The 20,410-nt window shown below is 66.8% G+C and carries 22 protein-coding genes; 12 read left to right on the forward strand and 10 right to left on the reverse strand.

The features are described 5' to 3' along the window. Window positions 1–125: 125 nt before the first annotated feature. From NM962_21305 to NM962_21330, 6 genes are all read left to right on the forward strand, one after another. Entirely contained in the window at window positions 126–539 is a 414-nt protein-coding gene (locus NM962_21305; protein ID UVO14878.1) for a cold-shock protein, read from the forward strand. 143 nt (window positions 540–682) lie between these two features. Continuing rightward, window positions 683–1,411, forward strand: a complete 729-nt coding sequence (locus NM962_21310; protein UVO12366.1) for a GntR family transcriptional regulator — start codon at window positions 683–685, stop codon at window positions 1,409–1,411. Then, the gene (locus tag NM962_21315; GenBank protein UVO12367.1) at window positions 1,401–2,051 is read left to right on the forward strand and encodes a sterol desaturase family protein; all 651 of its coding nucleotides are present in this window, start codon (window positions 1,401–1,403) and stop codon (window positions 2,049–2,051) included. The genes NM962_21310 and NM962_21315 overlap by 11 nt, the downstream gene beginning before the upstream one ends. A 102-nt stretch (window positions 2,052–2,153) precedes the next feature. Further along, complete coding sequence (locus NM962_21320) at window positions 2,154–4,085, forward strand: acyl-CoA dehydrogenase family protein (GenBank protein ID UVO12368.1); 1,932 nt, start codon at window positions 2,154–2,156, stop codon at window positions 4,083–4,085. Window positions 4,086–4,259: 174 nt separating this feature from the next. Continuing rightward, window positions 4,260–4,595, forward strand: coding sequence for a YjgN family protein (locus tag NM962_21325; GenBank protein UVO12369.1), 336 nt, complete (start codon window positions 4,260–4,262; stop codon window positions 4,593–4,595). Window positions 4,596–4,660: 65 nt separating this feature from the next. Continuing rightward, a complete protein-coding gene (locus NM962_21330; protein UVO12370.1) occupies window positions 4,661–5,662 on the forward strand; it encodes a glutathione S-transferase C-terminal domain-containing protein in 1,002 nt (333 codons plus the stop codon). 7 nt (window positions 5,663–5,669) lie between these two features. On the opposite strand, the gene NM962_21335 is transcribed toward NM962_21330, so the two are convergent. After that, window positions 5,670–6,179 carry a DUF2771 domain-containing protein gene (locus NM962_21335; protein UVO12371.1) on the reverse strand — a complete coding sequence of 170 codons (510 nt, stop codon included), beginning with the start codon at window positions 6,177–6,179 and terminating at the stop codon, window positions 5,670–5,672. A gap of 7 nt (window positions 6,180–6,186) precedes the next feature. After that, window positions 6,187–7,773 carry an MFS transporter gene (locus NM962_21340; protein ID UVO14879.1) on the reverse strand — a complete coding sequence of 529 codons (1,587 nt, stop codon included), beginning with the start codon at window positions 7,771–7,773 and terminating at the stop codon, window positions 6,187–6,189. Between the two features lie 226 nt (window positions 7,774–7,999). Here NM962_21340 and NM962_21345 point away from each other — a divergent pair, with 226 nt between their 5' ends. Next, a complete protein-coding gene (locus NM962_21345; protein ID UVO12372.1) occupies window positions 8,000–9,043 on the forward strand; it encodes a DUF3027 domain-containing protein in 1,044 nt (347 codons plus the stop codon). 32 nt (window positions 9,044–9,075) lie between these two features. Here the strand turns inward: NM962_21345 and NM962_21350 are convergent, their stop codons facing one another. Continuing rightward, window positions 9,076–9,528, reverse strand: a complete 453-nt coding sequence (locus NM962_21350) for a hypothetical protein (GenBank protein ID UVO12373.1) — start codon at window positions 9,526–9,528, stop codon at window positions 9,076–9,078. Next, window positions 9,518–10,720 (reverse strand): hemerythrin domain-containing protein, encoded by a 1,203-nt coding sequence (locus NM962_21355; GenBank protein UVO12374.1) that lies wholly within the window; start codon window positions 10,718–10,720, stop codon window positions 9,518–9,520. The genes NM962_21350 and NM962_21355 overlap by 11 nt, the downstream gene beginning before the upstream one ends. A gap of 162 nt (window positions 10,721–10,882) precedes the next feature. On the opposite strand from NM962_21355, the gene NM962_21360 reads away from it, so the two are divergent. Further along, window positions 10,883–11,533: a TetR/AcrR family transcriptional regulator gene (locus NM962_21360; GenBank protein UVO12375.1), complete on the forward strand. Its 651-nt coding sequence runs from the start codon at window positions 10,883–10,885 to the stop codon at window positions 11,531–11,533. Between the two features lie 25 nt (window positions 11,534–11,558). Here NM962_21360 and NM962_21365 read toward each other — a convergent pair whose 3' ends face one another. The 3 genes from NM962_21365 to NM962_21375 are packed head-to-tail and all read right to left on the reverse strand — an operon-like array spanning window position 11,559 to window position 12,951. Then, window positions 11,559–12,134: a hypothetical protein gene (locus NM962_21365; protein UVO12376.1), complete on the reverse strand. Its 576-nt coding sequence runs from the start codon at window positions 12,132–12,134 to the stop codon at window positions 11,559–11,561. A gap of 56 nt (window positions 12,135–12,190) precedes the next feature. After that, window positions 12,191–12,649 (reverse strand): SRPBCC family protein, encoded by a 459-nt coding sequence (locus tag NM962_21370; protein UVO12377.1) that lies wholly within the window; start codon window positions 12,647–12,649, stop codon window positions 12,191–12,193. A gap of 32 nt (window positions 12,650–12,681) precedes the next feature. Then, window positions 12,682–12,951, reverse strand: coding sequence for a DUF2530 domain-containing protein (locus tag NM962_21375; GenBank protein ID UVO12378.1), 270 nt, complete (start codon window positions 12,949–12,951; stop codon window positions 12,682–12,684). 39 nt (window positions 12,952–12,990) lie between these two features. Here NM962_21375 and NM962_21380 point away from each other — a divergent pair, with 39 nt between their 5' ends. Beyond that, complete coding sequence (locus NM962_21380) at window positions 12,991–13,824, forward strand: RNA methyltransferase (GenBank protein ID UVO12379.1); 834 nt, start codon at window positions 12,991–12,993, stop codon at window positions 13,822–13,824. After that, window positions 13,821–14,096 (forward strand): DUF2537 domain-containing protein, encoded by a 276-nt coding sequence (locus NM962_21385; GenBank protein UVO12380.1) that lies wholly within the window; start codon window positions 13,821–13,823, stop codon window positions 14,094–14,096. Before NM962_21380 ends, NM962_21385 begins: the two co-directional genes overlap by 4 nt. Here NM962_21385 and sepH read toward each other — a convergent pair. After that, complete coding sequence (sepH, locus tag NM962_21390; protein UVO12381.1) at window positions 14,087–14,863, reverse strand: septation protein SepH; 777 nt, start codon at window positions 14,861–14,863, stop codon at window positions 14,087–14,089. The genes NM962_21385 and sepH overlap by 10 nt on opposite strands. Before the next feature lie 208 nt (window positions 14,864–15,071). Beyond that, window positions 15,072–16,199 carry a phosphoserine transaminase gene (gene serC, locus NM962_21395; GenBank protein UVO12382.1) on the reverse strand — a complete coding sequence of 376 codons (1,128 nt, stop codon included), beginning with the start codon at window positions 16,197–16,199 and terminating at the stop codon, window positions 15,072–15,074. 186 nt (window positions 16,200–16,385) lie between these two features. On the opposite strand from serC, the gene NM962_21400 reads away from it, so the two are divergent. Together NM962_21400 and NM962_21405 are read left to right on the forward strand one after the other, a co-directional pair. Further along, window positions 16,386–17,426, forward strand: a complete 1,041-nt coding sequence (locus tag NM962_21400) for a diiron oxygenase (protein UVO12383.1) — start codon at window positions 16,386–16,388, stop codon at window positions 17,424–17,426. A 15-nt stretch (window positions 17,427–17,441) separates the two neighbouring features. Then, window positions 17,442–19,133 (forward strand): FAD-dependent oxidoreductase, encoded by a 1,692-nt coding sequence (locus NM962_21405; protein UVO12384.1) that lies wholly within the window; start codon window positions 17,442–17,444, stop codon window positions 19,131–19,133. Window positions 19,134–19,265: 132 nt separating this feature from the next. On the opposite strand, the gene NM962_21410 is transcribed toward NM962_21405, so the two are convergent. Continuing rightward, window positions 19,266–20,381: a citrate synthase 2 gene (locus NM962_21410; protein UVO12385.1), complete on the reverse strand. Its 1,116-nt coding sequence runs from the start codon at window positions 20,379–20,381 to the stop codon at window positions 19,266–19,268. Between the last annotated feature and the right edge of the window lie 29 nt (window positions 20,382–20,410).

The raw sequence follows: 20,410 nt of genomic DNA on the forward strand, positions 1-20,410 counted from the left end.
AGGAAACCTGGGTGTTTTACGGGTCTTTGTCCTAGTAGGATCGGCTGCTGACGCGTCCTGCGCAGGCGGGACGCTTCCTTTATGTCCCCACGTACGTGATCAAGCAAGACAAGCAGGTGAGACCAGTGCCGACCGGCAAGGTGAAGTGGTACGACGCCGCGAAGGGCTTCGGCTTCCTGTCCCAGGAAGAAGGTGAGGACGTCTACGTCCGCTCCTCGGCCCTGCCGGACGGTGTGGAGGGTCTCAAGGCGGGCCAGCGGGTCGAGTTCGGCGTCGCTGCCGGACGTCGCGGGCCGCAGGCGCTGACGGTGAAGCTGATCGACCCGCCGCCGAGCCTGTCGCGGACCCGACGTGAGGCGGCGCCGGCTGTCGAGCACCGGCATACTCCCGACGAGCTGCACGGCATGGTCGAGGACATGATCACCCTGCTGGAAGGCACTGTGCAGCCGGAGCTGCGCAAGGGTAAATACCCGGACCGCAAGACCGCTCGGCAGATCTCCGAGGTGGTCAAGGCCGTGGCGCGCGAGCTCGACGCCTGAGCCCAGCCGGTGCCGGCGATCCCCGCTGCGAAGTGGCGATCGTCGCTGACTGACTACTGAAATGACCGCAGCGACAGCACGCTGAGAAGACAACTGGTCTGACCACCAGACCTCCGGCCATTTTTCGTGCTAGGGTTCCGATCATGACCCTGCAGCCGATCACTCGTCAGTCGATACCCGACGAGATCTTCGCCCAGCTCGCCGGCCAGGTGCTCTCCGGTGACCGGACGCCCGGCGACACCCTGCCGAGTGAGCGAACCCTGTCCGAGGCGCTCGGCGTATCGCGTGCCGCGGTCCGGGAGGCGCTGGGCCGTCTCGACCGGGCGCGTCTCATCCAGGTCCGCCAGGGCGGGTCCACCGTGGTGCGCGACTTCCGCGCCGAGGCCGGTTTCGATGTGTTGCCGTTGCTGCTCGTGCACGGCGGCGACGTCGACCGCGCCACCTTGGCCGGCCTGGTCGAGGCACGCGCCATCATCGGTCCGCAGGTGGCCGCCCTGGCGGCGGCCCGCGCCACCGACGACGCTCGAACCCGGCTGCGTGCCATGGTGGACGAGCTGGAAGCCGAATCAGAACCCGTGCAACGCATGTGGCGTGCTCTGGCGTTCTGGGAACTCATCGTCGACAGTGCCGAGTCGATCGCGTTCCGGTTGCTGTTCAACACGCTGAATCAGGCATACGTGCCCGCGCTCGACGCGCTGGTCAACGTGATGGCTGCCGAGGTCACCGAAATCGAGCACTACCGATCGCTCACTGAAGCCATCGCCGTCGGGGATCAACGCGGCGCCCGGCTGGCCGCAGCGGCGCTACTCGACCTGGGCAGTGCCGCCTTCGCCGAGCTCGCCAACCAGTTGGAGGACCGCAATGACGCGTAAACAGCAGACGCTGCGTGCGGCCTTCGCTGAATTCATTCGGCACCCCAGTCCTTGGATGCTCGTCACGTGGGCGAGTGCGCTGTGGGCGGCACGCCTGACGGTGGGCGGCTGGTCGATCGGTGACGTCGTGATTGCCGTTGGGCTCCTTGCCTTTTCGCCGTTAGGCGAGTGGCTTATCCATACTGGAATCCTGCATTGGCGGCCGCGCACCGTGGCGGGCATCACGATCGACTCGCGTCTGGCTCGTGACCACCGTCTGCATCATCGCGACCCGCGCGATATTCCGCTGATCTTCGTTCCGTGGCCCAGCCTGATTGTGATCATCTCCTTGACTCCCTTGGTGTTGCTCGCCTTCGGTGACACCGGAAAAGGTCTGACGTTCGTGCTCACCATCGCGACGTTCCTGGTGTTCTACGAATGGATTCACTACCTCGTTCACACCGACTACAAGCCCCGCCACGCGATCTACCGCGCAGTGTGGCGCAACCACCGGTATCACCACTTCAAGAACGAGAACTACTGGTTCACCGTGACCAGCTCCGGCACCGCCGATCGACTGCTGGGCACCTACCCCGATCCGCGCACAGTGCAATCGTCGCCGACAGTGCGAAACCTGCATGCGCCAACGGTGACCGGCTGAACCACCGTTCCGCGCGTGGCCGCGGTAGCAGCATGGCGTTTGGTTTGACACCAACTGGTCAATCCCCGACACAGCATCCGGGGGTTCTGGAGGAGGTGTCCGATGACGCAGCAGGTTCAGGTCAGCGAGGAACAGGCACGAGCCGTTGCCGAGGAGTCTCGCGAGAGGGGTTGGGACAAGCCGTCTTTCGCCAAGGGGCTTTTCCTCGGGCGGTTTCCACTACCGCTCATCCACCCGATTCCGCGGCCGTCCGATCAGGACGCCGCGCGTATCGAGGAATTTCTGGGCAGGCTGCGGGAGTTCCTGGACACCGTCGACGGCGCGGTCATCGAACGTGACGCCCTGATCCCCGACGAGTACGTCAAGGGACTGGCCGAACTCGGCTGTTTCGGGTTGAAGATCCCCGCCGACTACGGCGGTCTGGGCATGTCGCAGGTCGCCTATAACCGCGCCCTGGTGATGGTGTCGAGCGTGCATCCCAGCCTCGGGGCGCTGCTGAGCGCCCATCAGTCGATCGGGGTGCCGGAACCGCTCAAACTGGCCGGCACCGACGAACAGAAGAAGAGGTTCCTGCCGCGCTGCGCGGCCGGGGAGGTCTCGGCGTTTCTGTTGACCGAACCGGATGTCGGCTCGGATCCGGCTCGGCTGGCCTCGACTGCCAGACCGATCGAGGACGGCGCCGCCTACGAGCTGGACGGGGTGAAACTGTGGACCACCAACGGCGTGGTGGCCGAGCTGCTGGTGGTGATGGCGCGGGTGCCCGACGGCGACGGCCACCGAGGAGGCATCAGTGCCTTCGTGGTGGAAGCCGATTCGCCCGGGATCACCGTCGAACGCCGAAACAAGTTCATGGGGCTGCGCGGTATCGAGAACGGTGTGACCCGGCTGCACCAGGTCCGGGTGCCCGCCGAGAACCTGGTCGGGCGCGAGGGCGACGGCCTGAAGATCGCGCTGACCACCCTCAACGCCGGGCGCTTGGCCATTCCCGCGATGGCGACCGGATCGGCGAAGTGGTCGCTGACGATCGCCCGGCAGTGGTCCCGGGAGCGCGTCCAGTGGGGAAGGCCGGTCGGCGAGCACGAGGCGGTCGCGAAGAAGATCGCGTTCATCGCCGCGACCAGCTACGCGCTGGATGCAGTGCTGGAGCTGTCCGGACAGATGGCCGATGAGGGCCGCAACGACATCCGGATCGAGGCGGCGTTGGCCAAGCTGTGGTCCAGCGAGATGGCGTGCGTCATCGCCGACGAGCTGTTGCAGATTCGCGGCGGCCGTGGCTACGAGACCGCCGAGTCGCTTGCGGCGCGCGGCGAGCGCGCGGTGGGGGTGGAGCAACTGGTTCGGGATCTGCGGATCAACCGGATCTTCGAAGGGTCCAGCGAGATCATGCGGCTACTGATCGCGCGCGAGGCCGTCGACGCACATCTCAGCGCCGCGGGGGACCTCGCCAACCCCAAGGCCGACCTGGGGCAGAAGGCCAGATCCGCCGCCGGGGCCAGCCGCTTCTATGCAAAGTGGTTGCCGCAACTCGTTTTCGGCGAGGGCCAACGGCCCACCTCGTACCGCGATTTCGGCGAGCTGGCCACGCATCTGCGGTTCGTCGAACGGCACTCGCGCAAGCTGGCGCGGAACACCTTCTACGGCATGGCCCGGTGGCAGGCCGGCCTGGAAAAGAAGCAGGGCTTCCTGGGTCGGGTCGTGGATATCGGGGCGGAGCTGTTCGCGATGGCCGCGGTGTGCGTGCGGGCCGAGGCGCAGCGGGTGGCCGATCGGGCCGAAGGACAGCAGGCCTATCAGCTGGCCGAGGCATTCTGCGAGCAGTCCCGGCTGCGGGTCGAGGCGTTGTTCGCCGCGTTGTGGACCAACACCGACAGTACCGACACCGCGTTGGCCAACGCGGTGCTGTCCGACCGTTACCTCTGGCTGGAGGACGGCATTCTCGATCCGTCCGAGGGCACCGGCCCGTGGATTGCCCACTGGGAGTCGGGCGCCTCAACCGAGTCGAACTTGGCGCGCCGGTTCCTTCCCGCCCCGTAGATCAGCTCCGACATCGAGCCCCTGGGCGCTATGCTGCGGCACCACGACCTGATCCGTCCGGAACGGAGGGAGCGTATGTCCACCCCCTACCTGCCACAGCCTCATCCACAAGGCCCCATTCCTGCTGGCCCGCCGAATTTCGGCCCCGCCCCGCAATCGACCGCGCCTCCCGTCGTGCCGAAACGCGCTCAGACTCACCAGTTTGCGTTCGACGGTGGCGCCGGCACCTACCTGGGCACTGCGGTCCTGGCCTTTCTGATCACCGTGCTCACTCTGGGGATCTGTTACCCGTTCGGCCTCGTGCTGCGGGAACGGTGGCGTGCCAAGCACTCCTACATCGAGGGCCGGCAACTCGTTTTCACCGGAAGTGCGTGGGGGCTGTTCGGCATGTGGTGGAAGTGGCTGATCTTGATCATTGTCACGTTGGGGATCTACGGGTTCTGGGTCGGACCACGTCTGGCTCGGTGGAAATGGGAGAACACCTCCTGGGCGCAGCACGCTCCGGTGTGAACCCGCCCGGGTAGCCCGGCACTGTCGACCGTCTGCGGTACTCGAATCGTGGCACTCTGGTAAGCATGGCCAGCTACCTCGCCGGCGGCGATTTCAAGCGCGACACTAACTACATCTCCACCCGCATCACCGCCGACGGCCGCGATGGGTATCCCGTCGAACCGGGTCGGTACCGGCTGATCGTGGCGCGGGCCTGCCCGTGGGCCAATCGCACCATCATCGTGCGACGGCTGCTCGGGCTGGAAAAGGTTATCTCCATAGGGTTTTGCGGCCCCACCCACGATCAGCGCAGCTGGACCTTCGATCTGGACCCCGGCGGCGTCGACCCGGTGCTGCAGATCCCACGGCTGCAAGACGCGTACTTCAAACGCATTCCGGACTACGCCAAGGGGATCACCGTTCCGGCGATGGTCGACGTGCCCACCGGTGCGGTGGTGACCAACGACTTCGCCCAGATGACTCTGGATTTCTCCACCGAATGGACGGCCTATCACCGTGATGGGGCGCCGCAGCTGTACCCAGAAGCGCTGCGCGAGGAGATCGACGAGGTGGCCCGGCGGATCTACACCGAGATCAACAATGGGGTCTATCGGTGCGGTTTCGCCGGTACCCAAGAGGCCTACGACGCCGCCTACGACCGATTGTTCACCGCACTGGACTGGGTCAGCGACCGCCTCGCCGATCAGCGATACCTGTTGGGAGACACCATCACCGAGGCCGACGTGCGACTGTTCACCACGCTGGCCCGGTTCGACCCGGTCTACCACGGACATTTCAAATGCAACCGGCAGAAGCTGTCCGAGATGCCGGTGCTGTGGGCCTACGCTCGGGATCTATTCACCACGCCCGGGTTCGGCGACACCACCGACTTCGTCCAGATCAAACAGCACTACTACATCGTGCACGCCGACATCAATCCGTCTCGGATCGTCCCCGACGGGCCGGAAGTGGCGAATTGGTTGTCACCGCATGGGCGAGAAGCGCTGGGCGGCAGGCCGTTCGGGGACGGAACTCCGCCGGGGCCGGTTCCGTCCGGCGAGCAGGTGCCGGCCGGCCACGGAGCTTGACCCGCCATCAATCCAGCGCGTGACGATTCCAGCGCGTGCCCACCGCCCACTCGGCGTGCGAGGCCGTGAACAGCTCGCCGGTTCTGGCGTCGACGATCAGGGTGGGCAGCTGCACCACCAGCCCGCGCAGCAGACCGCGCTGCGGATCCACGGTGGGGACGGTGACCGCCAGGGTGCTGCCCGCCGGATATGTCTCTTTGGTGGTGTCGGCCGGGTCGTCGTAGAGCCGCCACAGCTGCCACGGCGCTCGCCCGATGGTCTCGTCCACCGACAGCTGCACCGGATGACGCGAATCGACCGCCAACGTGCCCTGCGCTTCGGTCAGCAGGCACTCATCGAGGTTGAGCACGTTGCAGTACATGTATGGACCGGTGCGGGTGAGATGCCCGTTGGAGTATGCGCTGATCTGCGGCGGCAGCGGCTCCTCGGCCCGGGTGAACCACCAGGTGGCGAATCCGGCGAGCGCTGCGGTCACCACCGTCAGCGCAGCCACCAGCACGGCCGTCGAGCGTTTCACTCCTACATCACCCCTGTCTTGCCGGATCGAGGCGGGCACCGTCCTGCTCGATCAACACCGGCCGGTTGCCCCCCAGGCCGGGAATCAACGAGTCGCCGTGGAACGACAGGATGGTCTGGGCCAGACCCGGGATCAGCAGAGCGGTGATCGCGGTGAAGCCCACCCACAAGTCGGTATATACCAACACGCCCAGTGCGCCACCCAACACCCAGGCCAGTTGCAGGGTCGACTCGGTGCGGCCGAATGCCGATGCCCGTGACTCTTCGGGCAAGTCGTCCTGCAGCGCTGCGTCCAGCGACGCTTTCGAGATCGCACTGGCTCCCGACGTCACCAACGCGGCGATCGCCGCCATCACCAGGGTCCCGGCCACCGCCGCCGCCAGCGCGACGGCAGTCACCGCCATGGTGCAGCGCACCACCAGCACCGCGGGGCGTCCCAGTCGCAGTCGAGCGCTGGTGAAGTTCCCGGCGAAATTGCCCAGGCCGGCGGCCGCTCCGATCAGTCCGAGAATGCCCAGCTGTACCCAACCGCCGGCATTGTGCTGCTTGGCCACGAACGCCGGATACAAGAACAAGAACCCGACCATGGCCTTGATGGTGCAATTGCCCCACAGCGCGGCGATGATATTGCGGCCCAGCGGTTGCCGCAGTGGCTGGCTCAGCGCCCCGCCGGCACGCCGGACCTGTTCGGGCCAGCTTCGGGGCCGTTCGTCGAAGCGGTAGCTCAAGGTGGTCGGGATCTCGCCGGCCGTCACTTCCACCCAGCGCGGGATCCGCATCGACAGGACCGCCCCGGCCACCGAGACCGCCACGAGCACCAACAATGCCCCCGGTAGCTGTAGCAGCCGGGTGAAGATGTACTCGGCTGCCGCGGCGACACCGCCGCCGACGATGGTGCCGCCGAGTAGACCGAACATCGTCAGCCGGGAGTTGACCCGCACCAGATCGATCGACGGCGGCATGACCCGTGGCGTGACCGCACTGCGTAACACCGTGAACGACTTGGACAGCGCCATCATCGCCAACGCGCAGGGGTAGAGCACCCAGGAGCCGAAGGTGCCCGCGACCCCGTCGTAGTTGGCGATCAGCACCAGGGCCAGCAGGGTTCGCAGCGAGAACGACATGGCCAACGCCGCGCGTCGGCCATGCTGGACGCGATCCAGAGCGGGACCGATCAGCGGCGCGACCACCGCGAACGGTGCGATTGTCACCAGCAGATACAGCGCCACCCGGCCCTTGCTCTCGCCGGCCGCCGCCGCGAAAAACAAGGTGTTGGCCAGCGCGACGGCCATCGCCGCGTCCACCGCGAAGTTCGCCACCACCGGCCAGGTCAGTGCGGTCAGTCCAGATTTGTCGGCGCCGTCGGCGGTGGCGGCGCGTTGTACCAGCCCATACATTCGCGAGCCCATTTCGCGACTGCGCGCCGCGGCAGCTCGAGTGACCGTGACGCGATCGCTGGGACCTGAACCGCTCGGCGCCTCGGGGCGACGAGGCGTGCCGGTATGTTCGCGCAGCGGTGGCAGGTACCGGTTGTCGCTGGGCATGGGCTTGCGCTGCCGCTGGTCACCGGTGGTGTTGCTGGGGTAGTTGGCCATGCCGGGATGCTGGCCGGCCGAGCCGTTGCGCGTACCTCGGCCGGAGACCGGTGACGGACGGCTGCGCCGGCCCGGTTCGGGGAGATCACGACGCCGTGCAGACACATCCGCGATTCTTCCCTATGTCCGCCGCAGGACCGCGTAGGCCGTGATCGTGCCTGCATGTGGCTGATGGAGCCGCGCTGCGGCAGTATAGGGACGTCATTGAACGGAAGGGACCCGCGTGATGCGACCCAGCGCAGAATCAGCCACTGCGACCATCGCCGTGCCCACGGTGCTGGCCGAGGCCGTCGAGCACGCCCGCTCGGCCGTCGCCGAGTTCAGCGGCGCCGACACTGTCGGTGAGCACCTGGGGGTCGACTACGAAGACCCGACCGCCGCCACCCACCGGTTCGGTGCGGTGCTGCCCGGTTATCAGGGCTGGCAGTGGGCTGTCGTCGTCGCGGCGATCCCGGGCGCCACGGAGCCCACGGTCAGTGAGGTTGTGTTGGTGCCCGGCCCCACCGCCTTGCTGGCGCCGGAGTGGGTGCCGTGGGACCAGCGGGTGCGGCCCGGCGACCTGGGGCCGGGGGATCTGCTGGCGCCGCCCGCCGACGACCCGCGGCTGGTGCCCGGTTACACCTCGAGCGGCGACCCGCAGCTCGACGAGGTGGCCGGCGAGATCGGCCTGGGCCGACGCTGGCTGATGAGTCCGGTGGGTCGCGCCGAGGCGGCGCAGCGCTGGCACGACGGCGAGTACGGCCCGGATTCGGCGATGGCACGGTCCACCAAACGAGTCTGCCGCGACTGTGGCTTCTATTTGCCGCTCGCCGGTGAGCTGGGCACGGTGTTCGGCGTCTGCGGTAACGAGATGTCCGCCGACGGACATGTAGTCGACAACCGGTACGGCTGCGGTGCGCACAGTGACACTCCGGCGCCTGCGGGCACCGGTTCCCCGGTATACGAGCCCTACGACGACGGCGTGCTGGAGCTCGTCGATGTCGCGACGGCTCCTGCGGCTCTGCCGGCTGACGAGGTCAGCGAACCGGTTGACGAGCCGGCTGAGCCGGTGGCTGAAGTCGCGGCCGAGGCCACAGACGTGGCGGCCGAGTCGGCGGACGGGGCGTCGGACGCGCCTGATGAGGTGACCGAGGCGGCCGTCGAAGCGACCGTGGAGACCGAGATGGCGGAACCAACGGTGGAGCCCGAACCAGTAGCACCAGAGTCAGATGCCGCCGGCGAAACGGTCGACCATATTCCCGCCGAGCCGGCGGACCCGGAGGCAACCTGACGGCACCGCCGTTTTCGAGGTTGGCTCTACCGTTAGCGCTGCTGCCCGAGTCGTGCGCGACGATGAATCTCCTTGACTTCCGTCCAATTCACCTGCGGCCGAATGAGTCCCCGCCTGGCTAAGTAGCGGTTTCCCGCTGCGCGGTTACTTCTGGCAGCGCGCGACAACACCACTGCCATGCGTGCGGATGGTGTGAACGCGGAACCGACGAAGATCCAAGCGTCCCCGCGGCGCTCCAGGCGTCCCTGGATGCGCAGGGCTTTCAGGTGCCAGAGCTTTTCGTCATGCGAGTGGCAGAGTAGGTTGGCCGGGCCCTCGACGACGTCGAGGCCGTTCGGCCACGCAATGACCATCTCGCCCGTGGCGGGATTCAAGGGCAGAGCGGCCTGTCGGACGCTGACCGGATAGCCATAGGAATCGGCCGCCGTCACTACGCCGCCGATTTCCGAGAACGCCGCCAGTTCCCGGGCCGCGTCAGCCCACATAACTGAGCTCTTCGACGTCGACTCGACGCGGGCTTTGGCTGAAATCTCTGGTAGGCCAATGCAATATCCGGTATGGCGTTACCTGTATCGCAAGGCGTACATAGTAGAAGGGAAACAGTCGCCGACCGAGCCAACTGCTCATGAAGGCACTTGCCGGCTGTCGTGCGCAGACCTGCTCGAACAACCGGCGCAAGTCGCGATTCTCCCTCAGATCGGCGACGATGCGATCCTCGGCGATGGCGTCGCCTTGGACCAGGACCGCGCCTGGATTGTCGAAGCCTGAGCCGGTGGGCTCGGAGAACAACATGCTCACCTTCGGGTTGCGACGGATGTTGAATGCTTTCTGGGGCAGGCCGATGCTGGTACAGAGCAGGAAGCGTCCATCGGGAAGCAAAAGGGGGCAGATCGGCCAGGTCTGTGGCGAGCCGTCTCGAGACATCGTGGTCAACTCACAAGTACGAAAGTTCTCGATGATCTCGCGGGCTGAAGGCTCTGCGACGTCACGTCCTTGAACTCCGCGCCGTGTGCTCAGTGCCGTTGCCTGCGTGCCGTAGAGAACGGCTCGGTACCGATCTAACGTGCGGCGAGCGAGTAGCCGGACGGCGATGCGTTGCAGGAGCGGTATGTGGTTCAGGATTCGTCGGGCCTCATCTGCCGATGATGCATCGAAAGTCAAGCCGCCCAACACAAGACCGAGTCGGAAGTTCTTCCGCGAGATCAATTCGGAGCCGCGGGCGGCGCATTGCTGCCATTCCTCGACGGTCAGGTGTTGGTTGATGAGCGGGACGATGTTGCGCTCTTCATCGGCAAGGTGCTCGTCCACCCGTGCCGACAGATCCGCCACGGCATCGAGGAGTTGCGCAGCGAGCCCGGCATCGGCGGTGCGTACCCAGGACGTCAGAACTGACTTGACCTTGGCGTCAGCGGCGGCGATCGCGCGATGAGCTTGTTCCATACGCGCGACGGCTTCGGCGAATTCGGTTGCTCGGCAGTGCAGTTTCGGCCAGATCAACTCATCCTCAGCTGCATGGTGGTGGTGTAGTGCGGCCGTGATCAGCTCGATGTGCGAGGCGACGACAGCAGAGCGCGCGGTGTCGCCGGCCGTGACGTTCCGAATCAAGGTGGGAACGTCATGCAACTCGCTGCGGAATACCTTGTGAACGATCGCCATGTCGAACGCGTCCGTCGGCATGAGGGCCTCCTTCGCCGTCTCGGGCCGTGGGAAGGCCTTCGTGTCGGCGTAGAACCCGTGTCGCGCGCAGCTTGTGCGACACGATCACGAGATGATGGACTGCCAGGATGGACATATTTAGTTGCGGTGGTCATGTAATGAATACAGCTGAACTGTACTTAAATGGCTGAGGAAGTCAAGCCTCGACGGCAATATCGCTCCGCTGCGCGCACCCGGCAGCGTGAGGAGACACGTGCGGCGATCATTAGCGCCGCGACGGCTGGGTTCATCGAGAACGGCTACGCCACCACCACGATCGCGCAGATCGCTGCGCGGGCACAGGTATCGCAGGAGACCGTGTACGCCGTGTTCGGCACCAAGCGAGACATACTGCGCGTCGTGGTCGAACAGGCGTCGGCCGGAGCGCCCAGCACCGAAGCCTGGAGTACCGGGGACTGGCTTACCCGGGTGAAGGCCGAGCCCGACCAGCGTCGCCGCCTCGAGCTGATCACCGATGCGACCCGCGACGTTCTGCGCCGGGTGGCTCCGATCGACGAGATCGTGCGCTCAGTGGCAGCCTCCGACCCGGAGATCGCCGAGCTGCAGAGCGAACTTGAACGCCGTCGTCGTAACGACCTTCGCGGGCTGGTGCAACTGCTTGCCGAAGCCGGGCCGCTGCGGGTATCAGTCGACCAGGCGGTGGACCTGTGGTGGGCACTCGGTCACAGCACCGGCCCCTACCGCGCGCTGACCGTCGACCGCGGTTGGAGCCACCGACGGGCTCGGGCAGCGATCATCGATGTCGTGGCCCGAACTCTGCTCGCCGATGCCTAAGTCGACATCGGTCGCCACGGAGTGCCTAACCGAAGTTGAACAGGTACTCGCCCGGGAGCACAAAGATCATGTTGAAGGCGGTGTTGACCACCGCTCCCGGTAGGCCGAGCACATAGTTGACGATGTCCAGCGGGATGGTGGCCGCCTGGCTGAAGGCCATCCCGAAGTCGAGGTTGATCAGGCTGGTGACCACGTTCGAGATGTCGTTGTACAACGTAAACGGCAGGCTGATAAAGCGGTTGAACAGTCCTACGGCGGCCGCCACTTCCGCGTTGAACAGGCCGACGATGTCGAACGCGGCGGCAGCGCCGGGAACGTCCAACGCATTGGCGGCGCCGGGAAGGACTTCGGACAGGTCGACCGTGCCCGGCACGTTGAGTTCGTCGGCAATGCTGGACAGGTCGAAAGGCGCCAGCCCGGCGAGGGTGTCGAAGCTGTCGACGACCGCGTTGGCGGCCAGCGTCACCTCGGCCGACACCGCGGCTGCGGCGCGCGTGGTGATTTCGGGTGACGCGACCACCGGGGTCAGGCCAGCGGCAACCAGCGCGGTCGCTGCGATGGCGATGCTCGGCAGTCGCACTGCGGATTTCACGGTTTCCATGGATTCCTCCCGTATCTCCCCATTTCAGGGGACGCTACTCCGCCGCCACAGGAGCGTCAGGCGTTCTCTGCAGCGGCCTTGATCTTGCGCAGTGAAGCGTTCATACCTTCAACCAGCTCGCGTTCGAAGGTAGGCGTCCCGCCCATGAACTTGCCCACCAAAAACGCGGAGACCGCGGTGGTGTTGCCGTTCTCGACGTGCCGACTCTCGACCACCCGAGTGCCAGTGGCGGTCGGTTCGAGTTCGTAGGTCCACACACTGTGGTTCTCGGTGACGCGGAAGGCCAGCTTGCGCTCCGGGATGTACTCGGTGATGACGGAGCTGGTGGGCCAGTACATCCGTCCGCGCCGGTTGAAGTTGATCGTGCGGGTTCCCTGGCGCACCGCACCGAGCGGCTTCATCCACCGGCACTGCGGGCTCCATTCGGGCATCCGCCGGAAGTCGGAGATCAGTGCCCAGACCTTGGCCACCGGTGCATCGATGTCGACCTGTGCCGTCAACAGTGGGGCTGCCATGGCGTTCCTCCTCGAATCGTCGGGTCATTACTCTATTCGTGTTCCAGCCCGGTTTGGGCTCCGCGCGCGCCGCGTCGTGCCGCCCCGCGTTGCACCAGAAAAATTGTGGTGCCCACCATCCCGACGCCGAGGCCCGCCACGCTCACCGGCCGCCACCCTTCCAGTGCGGGCACCGTGAACGCGGCGATGGTCGCGCAGCAGAAACCGGTGACGCCGGCGCCGATTACCGGCCAGATCCGCAGCAGCGCGGTCGGCAGCGGTGGCGGCTGAAGGGAGGGCTCCGGGGAGTGCTGAGGGGTCATCGCCGTTGACGTTAGCGCCTCGCCGGTAAAGTTCCCGCAGTGGCCAGGGTCGTCGATGTTGTCGATATCGATGACCCCAGAGATTCCCGGCTGGATGACTTCCGCGATCTGAACAGCATCGATCGTCGACCCGATTTGCCCACCGGCAAGGGGCTGGTGATCGCCGAAGGGGTGCTGGTGGTCCAGCGGATGCTGGCATCGCGGTTCACCCCGCGGGCGCTGCTGGGCACCGATCGGCGGCTCACAGAGTTGGTGCCGGACCTGACTGCACCCGACGCCCCGGGCGTCCCGTATTACCGGGTGTCTGCCGAGGTGATGACCGCGGTGGTGGGTTTTCACCTCAACCGCGGTGTGCTGGCCGCCGCCTCGCGGGTCTCCGAGCCGTCGGTGGCTGACCTGGTCGCCGGGGCCCGGACGATCGCGGTGCTTGAGGGCGTCAACGACCACGAGAATCTGGGCTCGATCTTTCGCAACGGTGCCGGCTTGGGTGTGGACGCGGTGGTGTTCGGCAGCGGCTGCGCCGACCCGCTCTACCGGCGCTCGGTGCGGGTCTCGATGGGGCACGCCCTGCTGGTGCCGTTCGCCTGTTCGGCGGACTGGCCCGGGGACCTGACGATGCTGCGCGAGCAGGGTTTCCGGCTGCTGGCGATGACTCCGGACCCGCGGGCCGAGCTGTTGTCGAGCGCGATGGCGAAGGTGCGCGACGAACCGGTAGCGGTGCTGGTCGGCGCGGAGGGGCCGGGGCTGTCGGAGCGGGCGATGCGCGCCAGCGATATGCGGGTCCGCATCCCGATGTCGCGGGGAACTGACTCGCTCAACGTAGCCACCGCCGCCGCGCTGGCGTTCTACGAGCGCATTAGGCTGCCGGAATGACGTCGACCCCCAGTACGCCGTGGGGGACGGGTCTGACTGTTGCGGGGTTCGTCGCGGCGGTGACCGGCACCGCGATCACCGTGTTGAGCCTGGGCCTGCTGCGCGTCCACCCGGCACTGGCGATGGCGCTCAATCTGATTGCGGTGGGCGGGCTGGCGCCCACGGTATGGGGCTGGCGACGCACCCCGGTGCTGCGATGGTTGGCTTTGGGCGCCGGAATCGGCGTGGTGGGTGCGTGGCTGGCGCTGCTGGCGCTGGTCGCTCAGCGCTGACCGGTCGAGCGCACCCCGAGCAGGACGTCCTCCCACCCCGGGACTTCGGGCTTGCTGCGGCGGCCGCGGGTCCCCGCGCGTTGCTGCACCGGCTCCTCTTCGACCACCGCGGGGGCGGCCGGAGTCTCGAAGTCCAACTCGGCCACCGTGGCGACGGGCCGCAGCGGACGGCCGAAGCCGGGGTCGATCAACTCCATGGCCGCGTCGTCGACAGCGGTCACCGTCCCGCCATGCGCTCCCGGCGTGAACCAGAAGTGCGCGACGTTGTCCGAGCGCCCGGCCTTCCACGCCAGCTGCACCGTCCAGCGCCCGTCGTCATTGCGCCACGCGTCCCAGCTGCTGCTGTCGGAGCTCAAGCCCCGCGACACCAGCGCGGAGGTGACGACCTCCAGCAGGGTCGGTACCGCCGGGCCGTCGGACAGCACCGGGTGGGCAGCGGTTGCGAGCTCCGCGGCCCGGGATCGTTCCAGCAGCACCGGGTGTGCGAAGCGCTCGACGCGGGCGACGTCCACACCGGCGGCGGCAGCCACCTGTTCAACCGAGGCGCCGGCGCGGATGCGTGCCTGGATGTCTTTGGGGCGCAGCATGCTGCTGGCCGCATCACCCGGATTCTGTCCGACGCGGTGGCCCTCGCCGCGCACAGCGCCGCGCAACCGGTCGTCGATGCGGACCCGGAACATCTCGGTGTGGTCTTCGCCGTCTCCGGCGCTTTCGCAGATGATGTGCTTGCCGTCGACGTCGAGGCCGATGGCCCTCAGTTCCCGCATGACTTCTCCTTGCGAACGCCCGGTTACGTGCGGACTCTAGTCCAGTGAACAGCCCGGCTCGGCGTGACACGCGGGCGTTATAACGATCCGATCACGGCGGTTCAGCGAGCCTCGACGGAGGAGAGGCGAAGCTGGGACCGCCGCATGAACCCGGCGGGTTCAAAGAGGCGGGTCCGCCGAGCTCAGAGGGCATTGCTCAGAGCCGAGCTCAGAGGCGTTCGACCACCCAGTCCACGCACTGGGTCAGGGCGCTGACGTCGTCGGGTTCCACGGCCGGGAACATCGCGACCCGCAGCTGGTTGCGGCCCAGCTTGCGGTAGGGCTCGGTGTCGACGATGCCGTTGGCCCGAAGCACCTTGGCCACGGCCGCCGCATCCACCTCGTCGACGAAGTCGATGGTGCCCACGACCTGAGAGCGCAACGCCGGGTCTGCGACGAACGGCGTGGTGAACGACCGCTCCTCGGCCCACGAGTACAGCCGCTGCGACGAGTCCGCGGTGCGTTTCACCGCCCAGTCCAGGCCACCGTTGCCCAGCATCCAGTCCAGCTGCTCGGCCAACAGCGCCAGGGTGGCGATCGCCGGGGTGTTGTAGGTCTGGTTCTTTGTGCTGTTGTCCACCGCGATCGGCAGGGAGAGGAACTCCGGCACCCATCGGCCGGACGCGGCGATGGCCTCGATGCGGGCCAGTGCTGCCGGGCTCATGATGGACAGCCATAGCCCGCCGTCGGAGGCGAAGTTCTTCTGCGGCGCGAAGTAGTAGGCGTCGACCTCGGTGATGTCGACTGGCAGGCCGCCGGCACCCGATGTCGCGTCGATCACGACCAGGGCCCCTCCATCCCCACCGGGGCTCTTAGGCCGGCGCACCGGCACCGCGACCCCGGTGGAGGTCTCGTTGTGCGCCCAGGCGATCACGTCGACCGACGGGTCGGACTGCGGCTCGGGGGCGCTGCCCGCGTCGGCCTTGATGACGATCGGGTCGCCGACGAAGGGGTTCTTGGCCACCGCCGAGGCGAACTTCGCGCTGAACTCGCCGTAGGTCAGGTGCAGCGACCGCTTGTCGACCAGCCCGAACGCTGCGGCATCCCAGAAGGCCGTGGACCCGCCGTTGCCCAGGACCACCTCGTAGCCGTCGGGCACCGAGAACAGTTCGCGCAACCCGGAGCGGACGCGGCCGACCAAGTCCTTGACCGGCGCCTGACGGTGGGAGGTGCCGAACAGCGGCGCTGCGGTGGTGACCAGCGCGTTCAACTGCTCAGGGCGGACCTTCGACGGCCCGCAGCCGAACCGTCCGTCAGCGGGCTTGATGTTGTCCGGGATCGTGAGCTGCTCAGCCATGGTCTCTAGCGTAGACAGCGGGCGGCGCGACTTCGCAGGGCAGGTTTATTGTGACGTGGATCACCCGAGCCGCTCGACACCTGTCACGCCCACAGTGTTGATCCGGAGTCTGGACGGGTACCCAGTACCTGCGGTACCGTTGTACATAAGCCTACTAAATGTAAACGACTGCTGGAGGTGTCTCCAATGGCTCAGAAAGCCGCTCGAACCCGAATCGTGCGCCGGTGGCGAGCCAACATGGAAGTGACCGACGACGCGAACTACGTCGAGATCCTCAACACCTTGTCGGAAGGGTCGGTGCGCCGGAACTTCAATCCGTACACCGACATCGACTGGGACACTCCGGAGTTCAAGGTCACCGAGAACGACCCGCGCTGGATCCTGCCGGGTACCGACCCGATCGGTCGACACTCGTGGTACCAGGCCCAGCCCGAAGACGTCCAGATCAAGATCGGCATGTGGCGCCAGGCCAACGTCGCCAAAGTCGGGCTGCACTTCGAGTCGATCCTGATCCGCGGCCTGATGGAATACGCATTCTGGACGCCCAACGGCTCACCCGAGTACCGCTACTGCCTGCACGAGGCGGTGGAAGAGTGCAACCACACCATGATGTTCCAGGAGATGGTGAACCACATCGGCGCCGACGTGCCCGGGATGCCGCGGTTGCTCAAGTGGGTGCAGCCGTTCATTCCGCTGGTCGCCGGACCGCTGCCGATCCCGTTCTGGTTCGGCATCCTCGCCGGCGAAGAGCCCATCGACCACATCCAGAAGGCCATCCTGCGCGAAGGCAAGACCCTGCACCCGATCATGGAACGGGTGATGGCCATTCACGTGGCCGAAGAGGCGCGGCACATCTCCTTCGCGCACGAATATCTGCACAAGCGCATTCCGAACCTGCCCCGTCGCAAGCGGTTCTGGCTGTCGCTGTACGTGCCGATCGTGATGCGGATCTTGTGTTCGGCGATCGTGGTGCCGCCCAAGGCCTTCTGGACCGAATTCGACATTCCGCGCGAGGTCCGCAAAGACATCTTCTTCCGGTCGGTCGAGGCTCGACAGATGTTGCAGGACATGTTCGGCGACGTCCGGATGCTCTGCCACGACACCGGTCTGATGAACCCGATCGCCAAGTTGGTGTGGCGGATATGCCGGATTCACGGCGCACCGTCCCGGTTCCGCAGCCAGCCGCAGCGTGCGCACCTCACGCCCGTTGCCGCTTCGGTCGCGTAGCGCCGCCCTCAGGTCATGCCGCACGTAATTACCCAGGCGTGTTGTAACGACGCGTCGTGTGTGTTCGCCTGCCCGGTCAACTGCATTCACCCCACGCCGGACGAGCCCGAGTTCGCCACGTCGGAGATGCTCTATATCGACCCCGATGCGTGTGTGGACTGCGGAGCCTGCGTGCGGGCATGCCCGGTCGACGCGATCGTCCCGCACACCAAGGTGATGGCCGAACAGTTGCCGTTCATGGAGATCAACAAGTCGTTCTACCCGGAACGCCCTGCAGGGGTGAAGCTCCCGCCGACCTCCAAGCTGGCGCCCATCCTGCCGGCCGCCGAGCTGCATCAGCGCGGCAAATATCCGCTGACCGTGGCTATCGTCGGCTCCGGCCCGGCGGCCATGTACGCGGCCGACGAACTAATGACCCAGCAGGGTGTGCTGGTGAATATGTTCGAGAAGCTGCCCACCCCTTACGGGTTGGTGCGGGCCGGAGTCGCCCCGGACCACCAGCGCACCAAGCTGGCCACCCGGCTGTTCGACGAGATTTCCTCGCGTCGTGGTTTCCAGTTCTTCCTCAACGTCGAGGTGGGAAAGCACCTGAGTCACGCGGACCTGCTGCAGCACCACCACGCCGTGCTGTACGCCTCGGGTGCGCTGCACGACCGGCGACTCGAGATCGATGGCATGGGGTTGCCCGGAACGGGCACCGCGACCGGGATCGTCGGCTGGTACAACGGTCATCCCGAGTTCGCCGACCTGCCAGTCGATCTCAGCTGCGAACGGGCGGTGATCGTGGGCAACGGCAACGTCGCCCTCGATGTGGCACGCGTCCTCACCGCCGACCCGGACCGACTGGCCCGCACCGACATCGCCGACTACGCGCTGGCAACGCTGCGGGACTCGGCTGTTTCCGAAGTGGTGATCGTCGCCCGACGCGGCCCAGCGTCTTCTGCGTTCACCCTGCCCGAGCTGGTGGGGCTGACGCAGACCGCTGAGGTGGTCCTCGACGCCGAGGACCATGCCCGGGTGCGTGACGACCTGGCGAGGGTTCAGGACACCTTGACCCGGCAGAAGCTGGAGATATTGAGCAAGTTGGGTGACGCGTCGGCGCCGATCACCCGTCCCCGGATTCGATTCGCCTACGAGTTGACCCCGGCGCGAGTTCTCGGTGATGGCCGTTGCAGCGCAGTGGAGTTCACTGTCACCGGAACCGATCAGGTGCGACGCATCGACGCCGGCCTGGTGCTGACTTCGATCGGCTACCACGGAACGCCCATCGCCGACCTGCCGTTCGACGACGCTGCCGGCGTCGTCCCGAACGAGGGCGGTCGCGTGATCGACCCGGCGACCGGTGAGCGAGTTCCGGGAGCGTACGTGTCGGGCTGGATCAAGCGCGGTACCAACGGGTTTATCGGCTCCAACAAGTCTGACTCGCTCAAGACCATCCAGACGCTGGCCGTCGACTACAACGCAGGTCTGCTGACGGAGCCGATCGCCGGCCCGCGGGCAGTCGCCCGGATGGTGCACGCCCAGCAACCCGATGTCATCGACGCCGCCGGGTGGAAGGCCATCGACAAAGCCGAAATCGCCCGCGGCGAAGCACAAGACCGCCCGCGGGTGAAGTTCACCAGGGTGCCGGACATGCTCGACGTGGTCAAGGACCATTCGGATCTGCCGCTGCTGCAGAACCTGCTCCGCGCGCTGCGACGGGGCTGAACCGCCGCGCCTGCGGGGCGCTGGGGGCCTGGGGGCCTGGGGGCCGCCGAGCGTGTACTCAGATCGAAAAATCGCGCTGAATCTTGGGCTGATTACACGTTCGGCGCACGGGCGGCCGGGTCATGCGGCGGGTCAGGCTTGGGTGACGTGTTCCCAGCCCGCAACGGATTCCGCGCTGCGCGGCCCCGGCCCGACGTAGATCGCCGACGGGCGCACCAGCTTGCCCAGTCGCTTCTGCTCCATGATGTGGGCGCACCAGCCCGCGGTGCGGCCACAGGTGAACATCGCCGGCATCATGGCCGGGGGCACCTCGGCGAAGTCCAGGATCACCGCCGCCCAGAACTCCACGTTGGTCTCGATGGCCCGGTCGGGGCGACGCTCCCGAAGCTCGGCCAGCGCCGCCTGCTCCAGTGCGGCGGCCACCTCAAAACGCGGAGCCGACAGTCGCTTGGCGGTGGCCCGCAGTACTCGGGCGCGCGGGTCTTCGGCGCGGTACACCCGGTGGCCGAAGCCCATCAGCTTCTCGCGCCGGTCCAGGATGCCCTTGACCACCGCGCGCGCGTCGCCGGTGCGCTCCGCCTCGGCGATCATCGGGATCACCCGCGCCGGGGCGCCGCCGTGCAGCGGGCCACTCATCGCGCCGATCGCGCCGGACAGCGCCGCGCCGACGTCGGCGCCGGTAGAAGCGATCACCCGGCCGGTGAACGTCGAGGCGTTCATGCCGTGCTCGGCCGCCGACACCCAGTAGGCGTCGATCGCCTCGGTGTGCCGCGGGTCGGGCTCGCCGCGCCAGCGGGTCATGAACCGCTCAGTGATGGTGGAGCACCCGTCGATCGTCTGCTGCGACACCGCCGGCTCCTGGCCCCGAGCCGACTGCGCGACATAGGACAGCACCATCACCGACGCGCGGGCCAGCTGATCGCGGGCGGTGGCGTCGTCGGTGTCCAACAACGGCTCAAAGCCCCACTGCGGCGCCAGCATCGCCACGCCGGCCTGGGCGTCGACCCGGACGTCGCCGGTGCGAATCGGCAGCTCCAGCGGCTCGGCGGGCGCCAGCGGACGGCTGAAGTCGCCGTCGACCAGCAGAGCCCACACGTCGCCGAAGCCGACCTTGCCGGCCAAGTCCTCGATGTCCACACCGCGGTAGCGCAGCGCGCCGCCGTCCTTGTCCGGTTCGGCGATTTCAGTAGTGAAGGCAACCGTGCCTTCCAAGCCGGCGACAAAGTTCTCCGGGACCGCAGCAGTCATACCGTGGATTCTTCCACCCGGGCGCGCAG

This window comes from Mycobacterium sp. SVM_VP21, from assembly GCA_024758765.1.
Classification (GTDB): Bacteria; Actinomycetota; Actinomycetes; order Mycobacteriales; family Mycobacteriaceae; genus Mycobacterium; species Mycobacterium heraklionense_C.